Source organism: Mucilaginibacter sp. NFX135, assembly GCF_048565145.1.
Classification (GTDB): domain Bacteria; phylum Bacteroidota; class Bacteroidia; order Sphingobacteriales; family Sphingobacteriaceae; genus Mucilaginibacter.
The window spans coordinates 483,580-500,274 of the sequence record NZ_CP183412.1 but is presented as its reverse complement, the minus strand read 5'-3'; the positions used below and the strand labels follow the sequence as shown (position 1 = coordinate 500,274).

The window sequence follows — 16,695 nt, the reverse complement described above, 5'->3', positions numbered from 1 at the left end:
GCTACCCTGCTTGTAGTTATTTCAATCCGAAATCGAACATTCGAATTCCGAAATCAAAATTGGTTATTTTAAAAGTATCTGCTGGTTTTTACGAACCACCGTGATCTTAAATGTGCCGCTAATAACGTCCAAAACTTCATTAAGCGACTGACCTTTGAACGTAGTGGTGATCGGTAAACTCTCCAATAATTTATTGGCTATCACAATGTGAGCACCATACACTTCATTAAGGGCCTGCACCACCTCACTTAACGGGGTTTTATCACATACCAGTTGCCCGGTAAGGTAATAGTTATACAGTTTGCCCTTGCTCTGTTGTTTGGGCAATAGCCCCTGCTCTTTAGTCACTGTTACCTGTTCGCCAGGGTTTAGGTCGACACTGTTTTGCTTTTTGCTTACCTGTACAATCCCTGTTTCTACAATCACTTCGGTTTTGCCATTGCGACTTTTGACATTGAATGACGTCCCAACTACCCTAACCGTTACATCATTCACCTTAATTATAAATGGTTTTGTTTTATCGGGACTTACCTTAAAGAAGGCCTCGCCACTTAAACTTACCGGGCGGATGTTACCGGTAAACCGACCTGGATACACAATAGTTGAGCGGGTATTCAGGGTGATCACCGATCCATCGGGAAGGGACTGGGTATGTACTTTATCTTTACTGTCTATTCGTACAAATGAAACCGAACCATTATCGTAAACATGGTTAAACGTTAACCAAAGTACGGTACATATTAAAATTACCGATGCGGCAATACCGATCCACTGTTTGCGGCTCAGTTTTTTGATCATCGTGTTGCGAAGGACAGGAGTATTGCTGTTGATTCGTTTTTGCAGACGGATAAAAGCATCATCTTTATTCACATCCCGCTCTGTTATCAGACTCTGATCCCAGATCAGTTTAAAATCGTCAAAAAGTTTTCTATTAGTTTCGCTGGCTGCCACCCAATCCTCTACCTGTTGGTGCTCGGCAGGCGTAGCTTCGCCTGCCAGGTATTTCACCAGCAGATCATCATCCATATGTATATTGGCATTACTCATTATGCAGCCATCGGGTTAATAAAAATAAAATGATCGGTAAAAATTCCGCCAGTTTCTGACGCATGATCCGCAAGGCCTTACCCATCTGGTTCTCCACTGTTTTAATAGAAAGGCCCATATGATCGGCTATCTGCTGGTACTTAAGCTGCTCAAAGCGGCTGAGCTGAAAAATAGTGCGACATTGCTGCGGCAGCTCACTCATGGCCGTGTCGATACGTTGTTGCAATTCGGCGGCCATTATCTTGTCTGAGGCTTGCTCCTCTTCGCCCTGCTGTAGTTGCCCGGCATAATACACGCCAAAGCTGGTCTTTACCTTTTGATGTTTTAAATAGTTCAAACTTTCGTTATGTACAGCCCGGTACAGGTATGATTTGAGCGAACCATCGGTTTTAAGATTATCGCGTTTTTCCCAGATCCGGCAAAATACATTTTGTACAATTTCTTCGGCCACCTCATCATCCTTTAAAAATGTGTACGCATAGGCATGCAGACTTTTAAAATGTTCTTTAAATAGCCATTCAAAAGCCTTTTGACTGCCCTGCTTTAGTAAATTGATGACCGAGCTATCGCTATATTCCACTTTAAAAGGGTGAAAGTTTGCGTTAAAGATAGCTTGTTTGGCGGTCAAATTCACAGGCGAGGGGCGTAATTGTAAAATTCAGGCCAGTTGTATCTGAATGGTGTACAGCGAGTGGTGAATATCAACCTTGCTGCAAATACCATTGGTATACGAGTAAAAATTATAGTTACCATCGGGCAGATCTATGCGATATACATGTGGCGACACCTGTTTTACCTGCAAAAACTGTTGAAAATTATCGCAATAGATCTGCGCGTTGTCATCTGGTTCATGGCAGTACAGCAACATGAGGTTTGTGCCGATATATTTCTGATCGAGCTGTTTGCTTTTACCGTCTGTCGTCGCCTGGTAGCAATCGCCACAGGCTTTGGTTTGGCGGTTAGCTTTCTCCTTGCCATTTACTTTACGGCAAATGGTTGAACTGATGAGTTTCCCTTTCTGAAAAACAGATTCCTCATGAATATCTACCTGGATGCTCATAATGAAACGCATTTTTACCTGCGAGATCACTTTTAACGACAGATCGTCACCCTCGCGTTTTTGATACAGATCCATGCGCCCTACCACTTTGCCGCTGTGCAGCACATTGTATTTAGTGATCTGTTCCTGCGCCAGTAAGCCCGACGAAAAACAAAGCAGTGCCAGCAGGGTTGCCGCTTTTTTTAAGGGCATAATAAAAGTTAAGGGGGTAATATGTTTATCCTTTAAGGCCGTGGCCAGGTATTTTTTGAAGAGCCAGATGAGTAGGGCAGGTATCATGGTGGTAAAAATTTAATAGAAATGAAACAACTGTTAGCGATGTTAACTACAGCTATTACAACATATTAAAGATTTACCCCTACTTGATTTCATAATATTTTACGAATATATAAAAAGTCTATCAATTTAGTAGTTTTTATTTGTTGACTTTTTTCAAATCCCTCCCGTAGGGCTACTGTGTGGACACAAGTATGCTATAAAAGTTCGATTTTTGCGAAATGGATGAACCTATAAATTCGAACCCTGATTTTAAGGGAGCATTTGGCGATAAACGGATAGAAAGGCGTGCGACTGATGCATTAAGGAAGCTAACCACGGGCCGTAATAGTAGTTTACGACAGATCACAGAAACAGATGCAGAACAAAAAAGCTTCTATCGTTTGTTTAACAACGAAAGTTTCAGCGAAAGCGCTATAGAAAAAAGTATAGTTGATCGTTGCCGGAGATTAAGTTCGGGCCGCCATTTATTGTGTATACAAGATACCACAGAGTTTAACTTTTCATCCAAGCGGGGACGAATTAAACCTAAAAGTGGATTAGGAACTACTTCAAGGGATGATATTCTGGGCTTTATGTTGCATAGTAGTTTAGTAGTTGATGCAGAGCATAGTCATGCATTGGGCTATTCTTATATTAAAACATGGGAAAGGCCCGCAGATACTCCGGGGAAACATGATCGTGATTATCAGCATTTACCTATCCAGGAAAAAGAATCTTATAAATGGATAGCGGCAGCCAATCAGAGTAAAGCGTTATTGGAGCAGGCAAATGCGATAACCATCGTTGCAGATCGGGAAAGCGACATTTACGATCTGTTTGACGTAGTTGAAAAAGACAAAGTACATTTACTGATCCGCTCTAATCATGACCGGTTGATAAGCGGGAAATTAAAGCTAAGCGGTTGCCTGAATGCCTTACCTGTTATGTATAGTTATGATCTTGCTGTAGCGGGCGATATCAGAAAGGCCAGCAGTAAGCGTATTGTTCGAATGGGGCTAAAATGGGCTAAGGTTGAGCTTTTAAAGCCGGTTTCCTGCAGAAATGAACAATTGGCAAACGTTCAGGAAATATATGTGGTAGAGGCAGCTGAACAAAACAAAGGTATTTACTGGCGGATATTAACCACACATGAAGTAACAACAGCCGAACAGGCCTTGCAGATCATTTGCTGGTATAAAGAGCGCTGGCATATTGAACAGATCCACCGTTTACTTAAAACAGACGGCTTCAGAATCGAAAAATCTCAACTGGAACAAGGTTGGGCTATACGCAAACTTACTTTGTTGGCGATGATGGCAAGTCTGCGTATCCTGCAGATGATGCTCGCATATCAGGATGATAATGAACAATCTATAGATGAGGTATTTGATCACCAGGAACAAAAATGTTTACAAATGATAGCCAAAAAGTTGGAAGGGGCAACAGAGAAGTTAAAGAACACGGCAAAAGTAAACACCCTGAAATGGGCAACATGGATAATTGCACGCATAGGTGGTTGGAAAGGGTATACTTCTCAAAGAAAACCAGGCCCGATCGTCTTGCAAAAGGGCCTGGCTAAATTCTATAACGTTTATGAAGGATGGCTACTCTATCAAGATTACAACTAAAAGATGTGTCCACACAGTAGCCCCACGGGAGGGATTTGGTCAACTCACCTGGCCCCAGCGTCCATGTGATAATTCATTATTCCTTGCAAACAATCCTTAAAACATTTAAGTTTACTATACACTTTAATCACAACAATATGCAATGGTTTGGCAGACGCGAAAGCGATAATGTAGAAGACGACCGTGGTAGCGGCGGCGGTGGCGGTCGCTTTGCATTGGGCGGCGGTATAGTAAGCATTATTGCACTGGCTATTTATTATTTTACGGGTGTTGATACCTCGCAGTTGCTTAACCAGGTGGCTACCAACAGCCAACCGCAAACCGAACAGCGTGCCACAGACCCTAATGCGCCCGAAGACAAACAAAAACATTTTGTACGTGTGGTGCTGGCTGATACCGAAGATATCTGGACAAAGATTTTTAGCGATATGGGTAAAACCTACGAGAAACCGCGCTTGGTGCTGTTTACCGATGCCATACGCTCGGGTTGTGGTAATGCCAGCTCAGCTACCGGACCGTTTTACTGTCCGGCAGATGCTAAGGTATATATCGATCTTTCTTTTTACGACGAATTACAAAACCGCTTCGGCGCTGCCGGCGATTTTGCCCAGGCCTACGTGATAGCGCATGAGGTAGGGCACCATGTACAAAATCTGCTGGGTACCTCCGCCAAAATGGACGAAGCTCGTAACCACCTCAGCGAAACAGCATACAACAAGCTCTCCGTAAAACTGGAGTTACAGGCCGACTTTTATGCCGGCGTATGGGCTCATTATGAGCAAAACCTCAAAAATGTCCTGGACCCAGGCGACATTGATGAAGCCCTCACCGCCGCCAACGCCATCGGCGACGACCGCCTGCAAAAACAAGCCACCGGCCACATAGAACCCGACAGTTTTACCCACGGCACCAGCGCCCAACGCATGTACTGGTTTAAGAAAGGCTACGAAACGGGAGATGTTAGTCAGGGTGATACTTTTGGGAATGGGGATTTGGAGTAGGGGGCAACGTAACAATTCCCTGACTCCTCCTCCATCAACTAAAACGCTTTCCCGCCTCGTGTGTTATTTGCTTACATTAGCGACACGCATGAAAAACTACCATTACATCATATTCTCCATAGTCGCACTGGCGGCTTTGAGCTCTTGCTCGCTGAAGGGGCCTTATGCCTTGACCAATAAGGTGTATACCAGCAAAACCGATTCGGTGGTGAAAGTGATTGAGCAAACGCAGGCGCCTATGCTGGTGGATAGCGCGGGTGCCAATATTCCGGGTGAATGGGTGGGTACGGTGAACTTTAACCTGCGCAAACCCAACTATGTGATCATCCATTTTACCGCGCAGGATTCTATACAGCAAACGCTTAAAACGTTCACCCTGGTAAAACCGCAGGTGAGCGCCCACTATGTGGTGGCTAAAGATGGCAAAGTTTACCATATGCTGAATGACTATCTGCGGGCATGGCATGCCGGCGTAAGTCGCTGGGGTAGTATCAGCGATATGAATAGCTGTTCTATCGGTATTGAGATCGACAACAATGGTCATGAACCTTTTAATGATATCCAGGTGAAAAGCCTGTTGGCCTTACTAACGCAGCTTAAAAAGACCTATGGCATCCCGGCAAGTAATTTTATTGGTCACCAGGATATAGCCCCTTTGCGTAAGCCAGACCCCGGACCCTTCTTCCCCTGGCAATTGCTGGCCGAAAAAGGCTTCGGTTACTGGCGTGATTACCTGCTGGAGGTTCCACCCGATAATTTCGATTATGCCATCGCCCTCAAACTCATTGGCTATGATACCCGCGACCTCACCGCCGCCATCGTAGCCTTTAAACGTCACTTTGTGCAAACCGACGAAACCCCAACCATGACCCAGTTTGATCTGAACATCCTGTATAACGTATATAAAAAGTATACCCCCTAACCCCCTGAAGGGGGAACTCTTTGACAGTGGAGCCTATCGGGTAGGCACTGGCTTGGTGGAACCATAGGGTGTAAAACCATGGTCCATTTTGTAGAGCTTCTGGTCTTTAAAATAATAAAATTCGGTGCTCTGGTTATCCAGGTAAACGGTTCTATATATGGAGAGTTCAACACGTGTTGCAGCAGGGTGCTCTCTGGTAAATTTCTGCTCAGATAAGCCCAAGGATATTTGTTGAGTTTTACAGCTCATCAGGAATATGAGCAACAGGGTGGATAGCGTTAACTTTTTCATAAAAATAGAACACCTTAATAGACATATACCCTTACTCCGAAAATAAAATCCCCTAACCCCCTGAAGGGGGAACTTTTGATGGGCTTGATGGGGGGAATAAAAAAAGCCCGGCTCTAAAAAACCGGGCCAAGTATGCTAATCAAAAACTCCCCCTTCAGGGGGCCGGGGGGTTATTTCTTCACCCAGCCATCCTTCAAGGTCACCGTGCGGTTAAACACCAGGTGATCTGGAGTGGAGTATTTGTCTAAAGTAAAATAGCCTTTGCGCATAAACTGTATGGCCTTACCCGGTGTGGCCTTGGCCAGATCGGGCTCGATGTAAGCCTTGGGCAATATTTGCAGACTGTTTGGGTTCAGGTAATCTTTAAAGTCGCCGTCCTCATTAGATGGATCTTCCACCTGGAACAGACGGTCGTACAATCTTACCTCTGCGGTTTTAGCATGTGGCACGCTCACCCAGTGTATAGTGCCTTTTACATTGATACCGCTGGTGTCATTGCCCGATTTTGATTCAGGCAGATAAGTACAGTGGATCTCGGTCACGTTGCCATCTGCATCTTTTACAAAGCTATCACAGCGGATGATGTACGCATTTTTTAAACGCACCATCAGGCCCACACCCAGGCGGAAGAATTTCTTCGGCGGTTCTTCCATAAAGTCTTCACGCTCAATCCACAGCTCGCGGCTAAACGGAAATTCACGACTGCCATCGCCACCCTCAACCTCTGGATTGTTTTCGCCGTGCATAATTTCGGTTTCACCTTCCGGATAGTTGGTCAGGATACACTTGATCGGATCAAGCACAGCCATGCGGCGCCAGGCGGTTTTGTTCAGATCCTCGCGGATACAGAATTCCAGCAAACCAACGTCGATCATGTTTTCGCGTTTGGCTACGCCGATGCGCTCGCAAAACTCACGGATACTGGCAGGTGTATAACCACGACGGCGCAAACCACTGATGGTAGGCATCCGGGGATCATCCCATCCCTCTACATGCTTTTCCTCCACCAATTGCAGCAGCTTGCGCTTGCTCATTACGGTATAGTTGAGGTTTAAACGTGCAAACTCGTATTGTTTTGACGGGAAAAGATTGAGCTTTTCAATAAACCAATCATATAACGGGCGGTGAGGTACAAACTCCAGCGTACAAACAGAGTGTGTGATCTTTTCGATAGCGTCCGATTCGCCATGGGCAAAATCATACATCGGATAGATGCACCATTTGTCGCCAGTGCGGTGATGATGCGCATGTTTAATACGATACATCAATGGATCGCGCAGGTGCATATTTGGCGAAGCCAGGTCGATTTTGGCCCGTAATACTTTAGCACCATCGGGGTATTTACCAGCCTTCATATCGGCAAACAGTTGCAGGTTTTCTTCAACAGAACGGCTGCGGTACTGGTTGGGTGTACCGGGTTCGGTTGGCGTTCCTTTTTGCGCGGCTATTTCCTCGGCAGTACTGTCATCAACATAAGCCAGGCCATTTTTTATAAGGGTTACGGCAAACTCATACAGCTGATCAAAATAATCAGACGCATATAATTCTTCGGCCCATTCAAAGCCAAGCCATTTAATATCTTCTTTGATACTGTCAACGTATTCTGTCTCCTCTTTGGTGGGGTTGGTATCGTCAAAACGGAGGTTGGTTTTGCCGTTATATTTTTGCGCCAGTCCAAAGTTTAAACATATAGATTTGGAATGCCCGATGTGTAAGTAACCATTAGGCTCAGGCGGAAAACGGGTTAATACCCTGCCATCGTTTTTCCCGGCAGCTATATCTTCTTCAACAATTTCTTCTAAAAAATTCAGTGATCTCTCTTCGCTCATAAATAAAATAGCAATAGCTACAAAAGTAACAAAAATTTTGCCCTTAAGGGGGACAAAGGACAAAAGGATAAAAGAGCAAGGATTTTCTTTTTATATGTGAAACCAATGACGTTCATCGGTCCTTTATCCTTTTGTCTATGATCTTTTATCCAACCGGAGGGCTCGAAATGATATTATGGCTTGCCAGTATCCGCATGAGCACATCAACGGAAACATCGCGGGTAATATCAATGCAGAGGTTTAACCGCCCCCGAATCTTTACCTGGCAAAAATTGTAATGAAACTCCAGAATTAATCCGCGCAGACTGCCCGAATTAACAATAATGATCTCATCGTCAATTACCTCACAGGTATTGCTGGTGCGATTAAAATAGCTGCGCAAATTTTTGATAAGCCTGTATATAGGTAATGATAAGATCATATTCAATTTAGGATACTAAAATAGTGTTTAATCTTCGTTTGATGATATTATCTTTTATATATGCCGGCAATAAACTGTTCAATAGAACAAGTAATCGGTTAACCATTCCTGGGATGATCTCTTTTTTACCTTTCAACAATCCGTCAATGGCTATGCGGGCAACCTGTTCGGGTTCTAATATGGTAGCTTTGGATATTCCTTTCAAGGTATTATTCATCACCAGCAGTTCCGGTTTAGTGTTAATGCCGCCGGGACTCAGCAAACTGAGCTTTACGTTTGATCCACATAGCTCCAATTGCAAACATTTAGTAAAATACCGGATAAATGATTTGGTGGCGCCATATACCTGCTTTTTAGGTACCAGGAAGAGGCCGCCTAAGCTACCCACATTTAAAATATAGGAAGTAACGAATGCATCAGCTTGAGCAAGGAACAGCCGGGTAAGCAGCACAGGCGTGATCACATTCAGCTCTATCTGCATTTTATAAAAGGCAATGTTTTTATCCTCAAACCACGACCAATTGCCCAGCCCCGCATTATTGATAAGCAGGTGCGCTGTGATATGCTGCTCTTTTAATCGGCTAAAAATTTCAGCATAACTTTCGGCATGGGTTAAGTCGATTTCTAAAGGATGAACAGCCACCGCGAAGTTTTTGCGGATAAAGGATGCCAGTTCGGGCAGCCCCGATCCTGGTAAAGCCACCAACACCAGATTAATGTTCCGGTTGGCTAATTCAATGGCAAATGATTTTCCGAGACCCTCGCTGGCTCCGGTTACAATGGCTGTTAATTGCTGCTGCATAATTGTTCGGATTGATGGTTGCTTATGTCGTCCAAAAGATTCATTTTATCCTTATTGATCTCGTCCTTGATCTCATAATCCTTATTCGTTGATCCACTTAAATAGTTAACTGTTTTACTCAAGCCTTCGGTAAAGGGGGTTATGGTATAGTCCAGCTGGGTTATCGCTTTATGGCTGCTATATTTCTGATCGTATTTAAGGCGATCAGCAAATTCAGGTAAAAAGACAGGGGGAATACCTGTGAGCCGGGTTTTGAGCCATTGCAACCGGCTGTAAAACTGAATAAGTTTTAACGGTATCCTGATCATGCTTAATTGCTTACCCGATACCTGTTGCAAGGTTTTAAAAAAGTCATTAAAGCTGATATCATGTCCACCTAAAATGTAGCGTTCGCCAATGGCTCCCTTGTTCATAGCGGTTATATGTCCGGCAACTACATCATCCAAAAAAGCGTAATTGGCAACTTGTTCGCCATTGCCAGGGATAAAACGCCATGTGCCCTTTAAATAACCCGATACCATTTTGCTAACCGTATTGCTATCCGTTATCGGCCCTTCGCCATATACCCGTGAAGGGTTCACGATTACTACGGATAAACCTTGTTTTACAAAACTCTGCACTTCCAGTTCGGCCAGGTATTTGGTGCGCTCGTAAGCGATGGGGAAACCAGTAATGCGCGGGTCAATTTCGGTCATGGGATGTTTAATAGTTGGTCCCCATACGCCGCAGGTGGAAGTATATACTATTTTCTGCACGTTACAATTTTGGGCTGTTTGCAGTACGTTTCGGGTTCCGGTAACATTGGTTTCATGATAGTCATCGGGGTTGCGGCACCACATTTTGGCCATGGCGGCGGTATGATAAACCTGCTCGCAGCCTTCCATGGCCCTTGCCAGTGTTTGTTTGTAGAGAATATTGCCTAACACCGGTTCGATGTTCGGATGCCTGATCAGGTAGGGATGATCGGTATTGCGGCACAAGGCTTTTACTTCATGGCCGGTGTTAGCCAGTGCCAGGGTAAGCTGGCGGCCAATAAAACCAGTTGCTCCGGTAACTAATACTTTCATACCAGTATTACACCCGGATGATCATTTACCCCTACGTCTGAACGCGAAATTTATCTATTCCAAAAAAGTGACCTTCAGATTCGCAAATGCACCGTCAGAACCATTGCCTACCCATAACCCAAGTTTGCCGCTTTTGCGATCATTGAGTTGTTTTACGCTTAAACAGGGCGTTTCCCGGTCGTTGATAAAAACAGTTATTTGTGGATACCGGATCTCTATCCGAACATGAAACCACTGATTTGGATCTGGTGGCGAAGTGATCTCTTTTTCATACTGTGCGTTAAATTTGTCTCGTAATACAAACCATGGGTATTGCGGGTGAGATACATATTGAACCATATGTATCCGGTGGACCGAATCAGCTGATAGAAAATTAAAAGGTCGGAAATACACGGCATCAAGGGTCTTGGCGTCCACTGCATGAAACGTGATTCCTAAAAAACTCTGCTGATCCGCATTTTTTCCCCGGATATCCAACTCAATAATGCCGTTGCTGAAGGTTACATTATTGATCAAGGCTACCCCATCATCATCTTTAGCCGATAACATGATGCCGTTTTTTTCATGATTGGGCAATACGGCAGCCTCACGGTTACTGATATTAAGTTGACGCACCGAAAGTAATCTCGACAGATCATAACTGACAGTGCGCTGCTGAGAGAAGACAGTAGTTGAGCCCAATAGAAAAACTACAATAACAGCACGTAATAATATCTTGTTGTACATATCAATGATTTAGTTCGGTTAATAATCTTTTAGCATCAGCGTTTTCCGGATCTATCTTTAGCGAGGTCATATCCGCAGTTCTCGCTTTATCCAGATCTCTTAATGACTCATACGCTTTGGCTTGCAGATACCAGGTATAGGACGATGATGGATATCTGCCAATCACTGTTTTGCTCAAGGTTATGCTTTCCTGTAGGTGATTCAAGTCAATAAGCATACTGATAGCGTTGTTCCAGTCAATAACTGTAAACTGTTTTACCGGGTATAAAGAGCTGATCGCAGGGTCATGATACAGACAATAAAAAGCCGAAACGTTTTCCCGCCACTTTGGCTCATTCCGCACCGCGGCTTTGATGAGTTTTATAGCGGTTTTATCCTGGCCTAACAGTAAATAAGTTTTGGCGATTTTTGGATAAATGCCGTACCAGCCTTTCGTTCGCCCGACAGCTTGTTTTAACAGGCCCTCGCCATGTTTCTTATTGCCTATGCTAATGGCATAATTAGCTTGGTTGATCAGGATGCGGCCATAATGATAGTTCAGCAGTTTTTGGAGATCTGCAAATGGATCTTTGGAATGATCAACACGCAGATCAATCTGATTGAACCACTCATTATGGCTACCTTTGACCAGTAAGGCTGCAGATTGCTTCCCGCTGATCTGCCCGCCGGCATTTTCTCCGGCTACGAGCGCTTTTAACAGGCGTACTGCAAGTGTGCCTTTGGTATGTTCAAAAGTACTGGCCATATCATGCAATACATTTGGCTTAAGCTGATTACCCATAACTGCGTAGTATTTCCCTGTGAGCTGGACCGATTTTCCCTTCCAGTATTTTAATGAAGAACCTGTAAAGGCATAAACATTCCCTTTTGCATCAATACCCGAAACTTGTCGGTAATCGGCAAGGGTATCTTTCATCTGGGTGTATTGTATAGCCTGCTCAATAGTTTTGCCTGCTTTCAATTGATCAAAACCGTTATAAGCATACATGGGCTCTGTTTCCGCGATCACCGAAAAGGCACCCATTCCTGGCCGGATGTAACAGGTAGAATTGCCAACGTAAATATTATTGGTTGCCACAGCAATACCCCATTCCTGTGCCTGTGGATCATAAGCTATAATGCTAAAAGTTGAATTGATATTCCTGTTCAGGACCAGGCTGGGTAAATTTTGTGCCCGGCCGCAAACCGACAAACTTAGAATTGAGAAAAGACAGATCAATGATTTAACTGGCATGGTGATGAGATGTTATCATACAGACACCTATTGTTTGTCAAAAGTTGCACGGCTCTGATTATAAAGATCGGGTAAATTACCTTGCTTCATCTATAGGTTTATAGCATAAAATATTTATTTTTGAAAAAGAGCTCACCACAAACCTTAGTTAACATGAACATACACCAGGATCCCTACATGAACTTTGCTGATATGGGCCCCGAAGAAATGGGTTTCTTGCAGCAAGCCACCGGGGAACTTAGCGACAGCCAGAAAAAGTATTTTTACATGGTTTACAGCAGTAAGCGTAAAAACGCTAACGAAATACTCATTTTTACATTATTGGGTTTTGTTGGCTTTGCGGGGATACATCGTTTTGTTTTAGGGCAGATAGGTATGGGTATCCTTTATTTTTTAACAGGAGGCCTTTGTGTAATAGGCACTATTGTTGACCTGGTGAACAATAAATCGCTCACTTTAAAGTATAATAAAGAAATGGCTTACGAAAGCCACCGGATGGCTATTTTAAGCAACTAATATATACCGGTAAATGCTTTATATCCATATTTGTTCATGAAATTAGCTGTACTTACCGCGTACCTGGAAAGCCTGGCGCCATTGGTGTACCAGGAAGATTATGATAATGCCGGCCTTATTGTTGGCAACCCCGAACAGGAAGTTACCCAGGCCCTGCTATCATTAGATTGTACCGAGGCTGTGGTTGATGAGGCCATTGCTACAGGCTGCCAGGTCATTATATCGCACCACCCCATAGTTTTTAAAGGACTTAAAAAATTTAACGGTAAAACCTACGTAGAAAGGGTAGTGGAAAAGGCCATTCGAAGCCGTATTGCTATTTACGCCATACATACCAACCTGGATAATATTATGGGAGGTGTTAATCAACGTATTTGCGATACGCTGGGTTTAAAAAATTGCCGGATATTAGTACCTAAGCATAACTTGTTGAAAAAGCTGGTGACCTTTGTGCCTGGGAGCCATGCCGATACTGTGCGTGATGCCTTATTTGGAGCAGGAGCAGGTAACATAGGTAACTACAGTGAAACCAGTTTCAATACCGAAGGTACAGGTACTTTTAAGGGTAACGAACAAACCAACCCGTACGTTGGCGAGCCCGGCACCCGCCACCTGGAAAATGAGGTGCGAATTGAGACCATTTTTCCGGCAAACCTGGAAAGTAAAATACTGATGGCGCTGGTTCTGGCTCATCCATACGAGGAGGTGGCTTATGACCTTTTCCCCTTAACCAATCAGCATCAGCAAGTAGGTTCAGGGATGATAGGTGAATTGGAGATTCCGCAGAACGAAGAATCGTTTCTGTTTCATGTAAAAGATAAGATGCGTACACACGTGATCAGGCATACAGCCTTAACGGGTAAACATGTGAAAAGAGTAGCCGTTTGTGGTGGTGCCGGAGGCTTTTTGTTAAAGCATGCCATATCGGCAGGAGCCGACGTTTTTATCACTGCCGATTACAAGTATCATGAGTTTTTTGATGCCGAAGGAAAGATAGTGATTGCGGATATCGGACACTTTGAGAGTGAACAATTTACGGCGCAATTATTGTATGAAATAATACGGAAAAAATTTCCTATCTTTGCCGTCCGTTTAACAGAAGTAAATACAAACCCCGTCAAATATTTTATTTAATGGAACAAACCGTAGAACAAAAGCTTAAAGCTTTATACGAACTACAAACCATCCACACCAAAATTGATAGAATTCGCCAGGTAAGAGGTGAATTGCCAATGGAAGTTGCCGATCTGGAAGATGATGTTGCTGGTCTTGAAACCCGCATTCAAAAGATCAAAGCCGAGCTGGATGATGTAGAAGATGAGATTGTAACCCGCAAAAACCTGATCAAGGAAGCTCAGGCCAATATCAAAAAATACGAAACGCAACTTAACGAAGTTAAGAACAACCGGGAGTATGATGCCATATCAAAAGAAATTGAGATACAGGGATTAGATATTCAGGTTAGCGAGAAAAAAATACGTGAGTATGGTTTCGAGATCACATCAAAAACCCAGATCTACGAAAAAGCCCTGGCCGATCTGGATCTGCGCAAGAGCGATCTGGATGCTAAAAAGGAAGAATTAGGTACCATTACTGCCGAAACTGAAAAAGAAGAAACTGAATTGGTTGCCCAGGCAGAAAAAGCCACCGGAAATATCGAAGAGCGTTTATTAACCGCTTATAACCGTTTGCGTCAAAACGCTAAAAATGGTTTAGCGGTGGTAACTATCCAGCGCGATTCATGTTCAGGTTGCTTTAACCAAATCCCGCCTCAGCGTCAGTCTGACATCCGTCAGCGTAAAAAGATAATCGTTTGCGAGCATTGCGGACGTATACTTGTTGACGAGCAGATGGCTCTGGAAGCAGAAGAAGCATAAGCTTTTGCGTATTAGATATTGAAAAGGCGCTTGCAAGGCGCCTTTTTTATTGCCCGGATAATTGGTTATCTTGCCGGGAGTAAACAATTACCCATGTTAATACCTATATTAAAAAAGCTGTTGCTGCGCGATCTCGAAAAGCTTAAAACGGAGTTGGAACTATACCGTGACGAACAAAACATTTGGCTTGTTGATAAGCAGATCACGAACACGGCTGGTAATCTTTGCCTGCACCTGATAGGTAACCTGAACACCTATATCGGCGCGGAGTTGGGTAAAACGGGTTATATCCGAAACAGACCATTGGAATTTTCATCCGGCCCTATTCCGAGGACCGAACTAATAAAGCGGATAGATGATACCGCTCAAACGATAACCGCAACCTTCGACCAGCTTACAGAGGAACAAATGGCCGATGAATATCCGCAGCAAGTAATGGATGGCAAAGTAAGTACAGGTTATTTTTTAACACACCTGGCATCCCATTTAGCTTATCACTTGGGGCAGGTTAATTATCATCGAAGGTTACTCGATAACTAATGAGCAGATCAAGGCTCATATATGCCTGCCTCATAATTACCACCGTCATCATTGGCCTGTTATCCAGGCATTTTGCTTTTATACCCTTGTTTATAGGTGATATTCTTTGGGCTTTGATGATTTACTTCATCATGCGGTTTCTTTTTGTAAATAGGCCGGTTAAATTTATTGTTATCGTTAGCCTGTTGTTTTGTTATGCCATAGAGTTTAGCCAGTTGTATAAAGCGCCGTGGATAAATGAATTAAGACACACGCTGTTTGGTCGTCTGGTTTTAGGCGAGGGATTTTTATGGAGCGATCTGCTATGCTATACCGTTGGTGTGGCTTTAGGTGTTTGGGTAGATAAAATAGTTAGCAAGACCCGCAGCCCATTTAAATTAAAGGTCTAAAACATGCTCGTCTGTTTCCCTTTTTTCGGTACAAATAAAGTATAATCATATTCAGGCATCTCACGGCCCGCCATAAAGCGATTACAGGCCATCCGGAACATCTGGTGGATTGATTGTGCTATTTTGCCTTCGCCGCTCATACGACGGCCGAAATCACTGTCATTTAGCTTGCCGTCATGACAGGATCGTATCATGTTCAGCACCTTTTCGGCCCTGTCAGGAAAAGCTTTGTATATCCAGTCGCTAAATATCTCGGCAATGCTGCCGTTGAGCCGTACTATAGTAAAGCCGGCGGCTAATGCTCCCCTGTCGGCAGCGGCCTTAATAATGTTAGGAACTTCGTTACTGTTGAGGCCCGGAATAATAGGAGCAGCCATCACTCGTACAGGAATGCCCTTTTCTGACAGTTTCTGCACCACGGCCAATCTGCCGGTAGCGGTTACTGTGCGGGGTTCCAGTTTTTGACGCAGTTGTTCGTTCAAAGAGGTAATAGAAACATTTACATGCACCAGGTTCATGGCAGCCAGTTCTGTGAGGATGTCCATATCTCGCAGGATCACGTTGTTTTTGGTGATGATGCTTACCGGGTTTTTATATTTTAAAAAGACTTTGAGCAGGTGTCGGGTGATCTTGAGCCTCCGTTCAACCGGTTGATAACAATCAGTGTTGCCCGATAACATGATGCATACCGGCTGGTAGTTTTTTTTGTTAAAATATTGCTCTAAAAGTTCCGGAGCATTGGGTTTGATGATGATCTTACGCTCAAAATCAAGCCCGGCGCTAAAACCATAGTACTCATGACTGTTGCGCGCATAGCAATAAATACAGCCATGCTCACAACCCTGATAGGGGTTTATGGAGTACATGTGGCTCAGATCGGGGCTGTTTGATTCGCTTACTATCTTTTTAGGTGTTTCCTCAAAAAGCTGAGTGGCGGTATTTTCCAGCAGAGGCTCATCAATCCCTTCTATATGCTCGGCAACATACTTATTCTTTAAAAATTTGTTGTGTGTGTTTAACTGCGCACCCCGGCCTTTAAAAAAGCCGGTATTCTCATCCTGTTCCATTTAACAAATTTGCTAATATT

Annotated in this window: 19 protein-coding genes; 8 read left to right on the top strand and 11 right to left on the bottom strand. The window is 43.8% G+C overall.

Going from position 1 to position 16,695, the window contains the following annotated elements; all coding sequences use genetic code 11:
- Positions 1-63: 63 nt before the first annotated feature.
- The 3 genes from ACNURT_RS02175 to ACNURT_RS02165 are packed head-to-tail and all read right to left on the bottom strand — an operon-like array spanning position 64 to position 2,386.
- Positions 64-1,047 carry a FecR family protein gene (locus ACNURT_RS02175; RefSeq protein ID WP_419700352.1) on the bottom strand — a complete coding sequence of 328 codons (984 nt, stop codon included), beginning with the start codon at positions 1,045-1,047 and terminating at the stop codon, positions 64-66.
- A complete protein-coding gene (locus ACNURT_RS02170; protein ID WP_419700351.1) occupies positions 1,040-1,681 on the bottom strand; it encodes an RNA polymerase sigma-70 factor in 642 nt (213 codons plus the stop codon). The genes ACNURT_RS02175 and ACNURT_RS02170 overlap by 8 nt, the downstream gene beginning before the upstream one ends.
- Positions 1,682-1,705: 24 nt before the next feature.
- Positions 1,706-2,386: a DUF6134 family protein gene (locus tag ACNURT_RS02165; protein ID WP_419700350.1), complete on the bottom strand. Its 681-nt coding sequence runs from the start codon at positions 2,384-2,386 to the stop codon at positions 1,706-1,708.
- A gap of 218 nt (positions 2,387-2,604) precedes the next feature.
- Here ACNURT_RS02165 and ACNURT_RS02160 point away from each other — a divergent pair, with 218 nt between their 5' ends.
- From ACNURT_RS02160 to ACNURT_RS02150, 3 genes are all read left to right on the top strand, one after another.
- Positions 2,605-3,993 (top strand): IS4 family transposase, encoded by a 1,389-nt coding sequence (locus ACNURT_RS02160; protein WP_419699311.1) that lies wholly within the window; start codon positions 2,605-2,607, stop codon positions 3,991-3,993.
- A 137-nt stretch (positions 3,994-4,130) separates the two neighbouring features.
- Positions 4,131-4,994 (top strand): neutral zinc metallopeptidase, encoded by an 864-nt coding sequence (locus ACNURT_RS02155; protein ID WP_419700349.1) that lies wholly within the window; start codon positions 4,131-4,133, stop codon positions 4,992-4,994.
- An 88-nt stretch (positions 4,995-5,082) separates the two neighbouring features.
- Positions 5,083-5,916: an N-acetylmuramoyl-L-alanine amidase gene (locus ACNURT_RS02150; RefSeq protein ID WP_419700348.1), complete on the top strand. Its 834-nt coding sequence runs from the start codon at positions 5,083-5,085 to the stop codon at positions 5,914-5,916.
- 33 nt (positions 5,917-5,949) lie between these two features.
- Here the strand turns inward: ACNURT_RS02150 and ACNURT_RS02145 are convergent, their stop codons facing one another.
- The 7 genes from ACNURT_RS02145 to ACNURT_RS02115 form a co-directional block, all read right to left on the bottom strand.
- Positions 5,950-6,207, bottom strand: a complete 258-nt coding sequence (locus ACNURT_RS02145; RefSeq protein WP_419700347.1) for a hypothetical protein — start codon at positions 6,205-6,207, stop codon at positions 5,950-5,952.
- A 170-nt stretch (positions 6,208-6,377) separates the two neighbouring features.
- Positions 6,378-8,036 (bottom strand): glutamine--tRNA ligase/YqeY domain fusion protein, encoded by a 1,659-nt coding sequence (locus tag ACNURT_RS02140; protein WP_419700346.1) that lies wholly within the window; start codon positions 8,034-8,036, stop codon positions 6,378-6,380.
- 145 nt (positions 8,037-8,181) lie between these two features.
- Positions 8,182-8,457: a hypothetical protein gene (locus ACNURT_RS02135; RefSeq protein ID WP_419700345.1), complete on the bottom strand. Its 276-nt coding sequence runs from the start codon at positions 8,455-8,457 to the stop codon at positions 8,182-8,184.
- 7 nt (positions 8,458-8,464) lie between these two features.
- The gene (locus ACNURT_RS02130) at positions 8,465-9,259 is read right to left on the bottom strand and encodes an SDR family NAD(P)-dependent oxidoreductase (protein WP_419700344.1); all 795 of its coding nucleotides are present in this window, start codon (positions 9,257-9,259) and stop codon (positions 8,465-8,467) included.
- Positions 9,244-10,326 (bottom strand): NAD-dependent epimerase/dehydratase family protein, encoded by a 1,083-nt coding sequence (locus ACNURT_RS02125; RefSeq protein ID WP_419700343.1) that lies wholly within the window; start codon positions 10,324-10,326, stop codon positions 9,244-9,246. The genes ACNURT_RS02130 and ACNURT_RS02125 overlap by 16 nt, the downstream gene beginning before the upstream one ends.
- A gap of 54 nt (positions 10,327-10,380) precedes the next feature.
- The gene (locus tag ACNURT_RS02120; protein ID WP_419700342.1) at positions 10,381-11,052 is read right to left on the bottom strand and encodes a family 16 glycoside hydrolase; all 672 of its coding nucleotides are present in this window, start codon (positions 11,050-11,052) and stop codon (positions 10,381-10,383) included.
- A gap of 1 nt (position 11,053) precedes the next feature.
- Complete coding sequence (locus ACNURT_RS02115) at positions 11,054-12,286, bottom strand: DUF1028 domain-containing protein (protein ID WP_419700341.1); 1,233 nt, start codon at positions 12,284-12,286, stop codon at positions 11,054-11,056.
- Positions 12,287-12,439: 153 nt separating this feature from the next.
- Here ACNURT_RS02115 and ACNURT_RS02110 point away from each other — a divergent pair, with 153 nt between their 5' ends.
- From ACNURT_RS02110 to ACNURT_RS02090, 5 genes are all read left to right on the top strand, one after another.
- Positions 12,440-12,802, top strand: coding sequence for a TM2 domain-containing protein (locus tag ACNURT_RS02110; RefSeq protein WP_419700340.1), 363 nt, complete (start codon positions 12,440-12,442; stop codon positions 12,800-12,802).
- A gap of 36 nt (positions 12,803-12,838) precedes the next feature.
- A complete protein-coding gene (locus ACNURT_RS02105; protein ID WP_419700339.1) occupies positions 12,839-13,936 on the top strand; it encodes a Nif3-like dinuclear metal center hexameric protein in 1,098 nt (365 codons plus the stop codon).
- On the top strand, positions 13,936-14,679 hold the full coding sequence (locus ACNURT_RS02100; protein WP_419700338.1) for a zinc ribbon domain-containing protein: 744 nt from the start codon (positions 13,936-13,938) through the stop codon (positions 14,677-14,679). Before ACNURT_RS02105 ends, ACNURT_RS02100 begins: the two co-directional genes overlap by 1 nt.
- A gap of 93 nt (positions 14,680-14,772) precedes the next feature.
- Positions 14,773-15,219, top strand: coding sequence for a DinB family protein (locus tag ACNURT_RS02095; RefSeq protein ID WP_419700337.1), 447 nt, complete (start codon positions 14,773-14,775; stop codon positions 15,217-15,219).
- Complete coding sequence (locus ACNURT_RS02090; protein WP_419700336.1) at positions 15,219-15,608, top strand: DUF2809 domain-containing protein; 390 nt, start codon at positions 15,219-15,221, stop codon at positions 15,606-15,608. Before ACNURT_RS02095 ends, ACNURT_RS02090 begins: the two co-directional genes overlap by 1 nt.
- Here the strand turns inward: ACNURT_RS02090 and ACNURT_RS02085 are convergent.
- On the bottom strand, positions 15,605-16,675 hold the full coding sequence (locus ACNURT_RS02085) for a PA0069 family radical SAM protein (protein WP_419700335.1): 1,071 nt from the start codon (positions 16,673-16,675) through the stop codon (positions 15,605-15,607). The two genes, ACNURT_RS02090 and ACNURT_RS02085, sit on opposite strands and share 4 nt — an antisense overlap.
- Between the last annotated feature and the right edge of the window lie 20 nt (positions 16,676-16,695).

What these genes read in the sequence shown, in the direction of transcription:
- ACNURT_RS02115 (WP_419700341.1), bottom strand. Translation starts at nt 12,286, where the DNA reads ATGCCAGTTAAATCATTGATCTGTCTTTTCTCAATTCTAAGTTTGTCG.
- ACNURT_RS02090 (WP_419700336.1), top strand. Translation starts at nt 15,219, where the DNA reads ATGAGCAGATCAAGGCTCATATATGCCTGCCTCATAATTACCACCGTC.
- ACNURT_RS02145 (WP_419700347.1), bottom strand. Translation starts at nt 6,207, where the DNA reads ATGAAAAAGTTAACGCTATCCACCCTGTTGCTCATATTCCTGATGAGC.
- ACNURT_RS02120 (WP_419700342.1), bottom strand. Translation starts at nt 11,052, where the DNA reads ATGTACAACAAGATATTATTACGTGCTGTTATTGTAGTTTTTCTATTG.
- ACNURT_RS02140 (WP_419700346.1), bottom strand. Translation starts at nt 8,036, where the DNA reads ATGAGCGAAGAGAGATCACTGAATTTTTTAGAAGAAATTGTTGAAGAA.
- ACNURT_RS02150 (WP_419700348.1), top strand. Translation starts at nt 5,083, where the DNA reads ATGAAAAACTACCATTACATCATATTCTCCATAGTCGCACTGGCGGCT.
- ACNURT_RS02175 (WP_419700352.1), bottom strand. Translation starts at nt 1,047, where the DNA reads ATGAGTAATGCCAATATACATATGGATGATGATCTGCTGGTGAAATAC.
- ACNURT_RS02095 (WP_419700337.1), top strand. Translation starts at nt 14,773, where the DNA reads ATGTTAATACCTATATTAAAAAAGCTGTTGCTGCGCGATCTCGAAAAG.
- ACNURT_RS02135 (WP_419700345.1), bottom strand. Translation starts at nt 8,457, where the DNA reads ATGATCTTATCATTACCTATATACAGGCTTATCAAAAATTTGCGCAGC.
- ACNURT_RS02130 (WP_419700344.1), bottom strand. Translation starts at nt 9,259, where the DNA reads ATGCAGCAGCAATTAACAGCCATTGTAACCGGAGCCAGCGAGGGTCTC.
- ACNURT_RS02155 (WP_419700349.1), top strand. Translation starts at nt 4,131, where the DNA reads ATGCAATGGTTTGGCAGACGCGAAAGCGATAATGTAGAAGACGACCGT.
- ACNURT_RS02160 (WP_419699311.1), top strand. Translation starts at nt 2,605, where the DNA reads ATGGATGAACCTATAAATTCGAACCCTGATTTTAAGGGAGCATTTGGC.
- ACNURT_RS02125 (WP_419700343.1), bottom strand. Translation starts at nt 10,326, where the DNA reads ATGAAAGTATTAGTTACCGGAGCAACTGGTTTTATTGGCCGCCAGCTT.
- ACNURT_RS02105 (WP_419700339.1), top strand. Translation starts at nt 12,839, where the DNA reads ATGAAATTAGCTGTACTTACCGCGTACCTGGAAAGCCTGGCGCCATTG.
- ACNURT_RS02110 (WP_419700340.1), top strand. Translation starts at nt 12,440, where the DNA reads ATGAACATACACCAGGATCCCTACATGAACTTTGCTGATATGGGCCCC.
- ACNURT_RS02100 (WP_419700338.1), top strand. Translation starts at nt 13,936, where the DNA reads ATGGAACAAACCGTAGAACAAAAGCTTAAAGCTTTATACGAACTACAA.
- ACNURT_RS02085 (WP_419700335.1), bottom strand. Translation starts at nt 16,675, where the DNA reads ATGGAACAGGATGAGAATACCGGCTTTTTTAAAGGCCGGGGTGCGCAG.
- ACNURT_RS02165 (WP_419700350.1), bottom strand. Translation starts at nt 2,386, where the DNA reads ATGATACCTGCCCTACTCATCTGGCTCTTCAAAAAATACCTGGCCACG.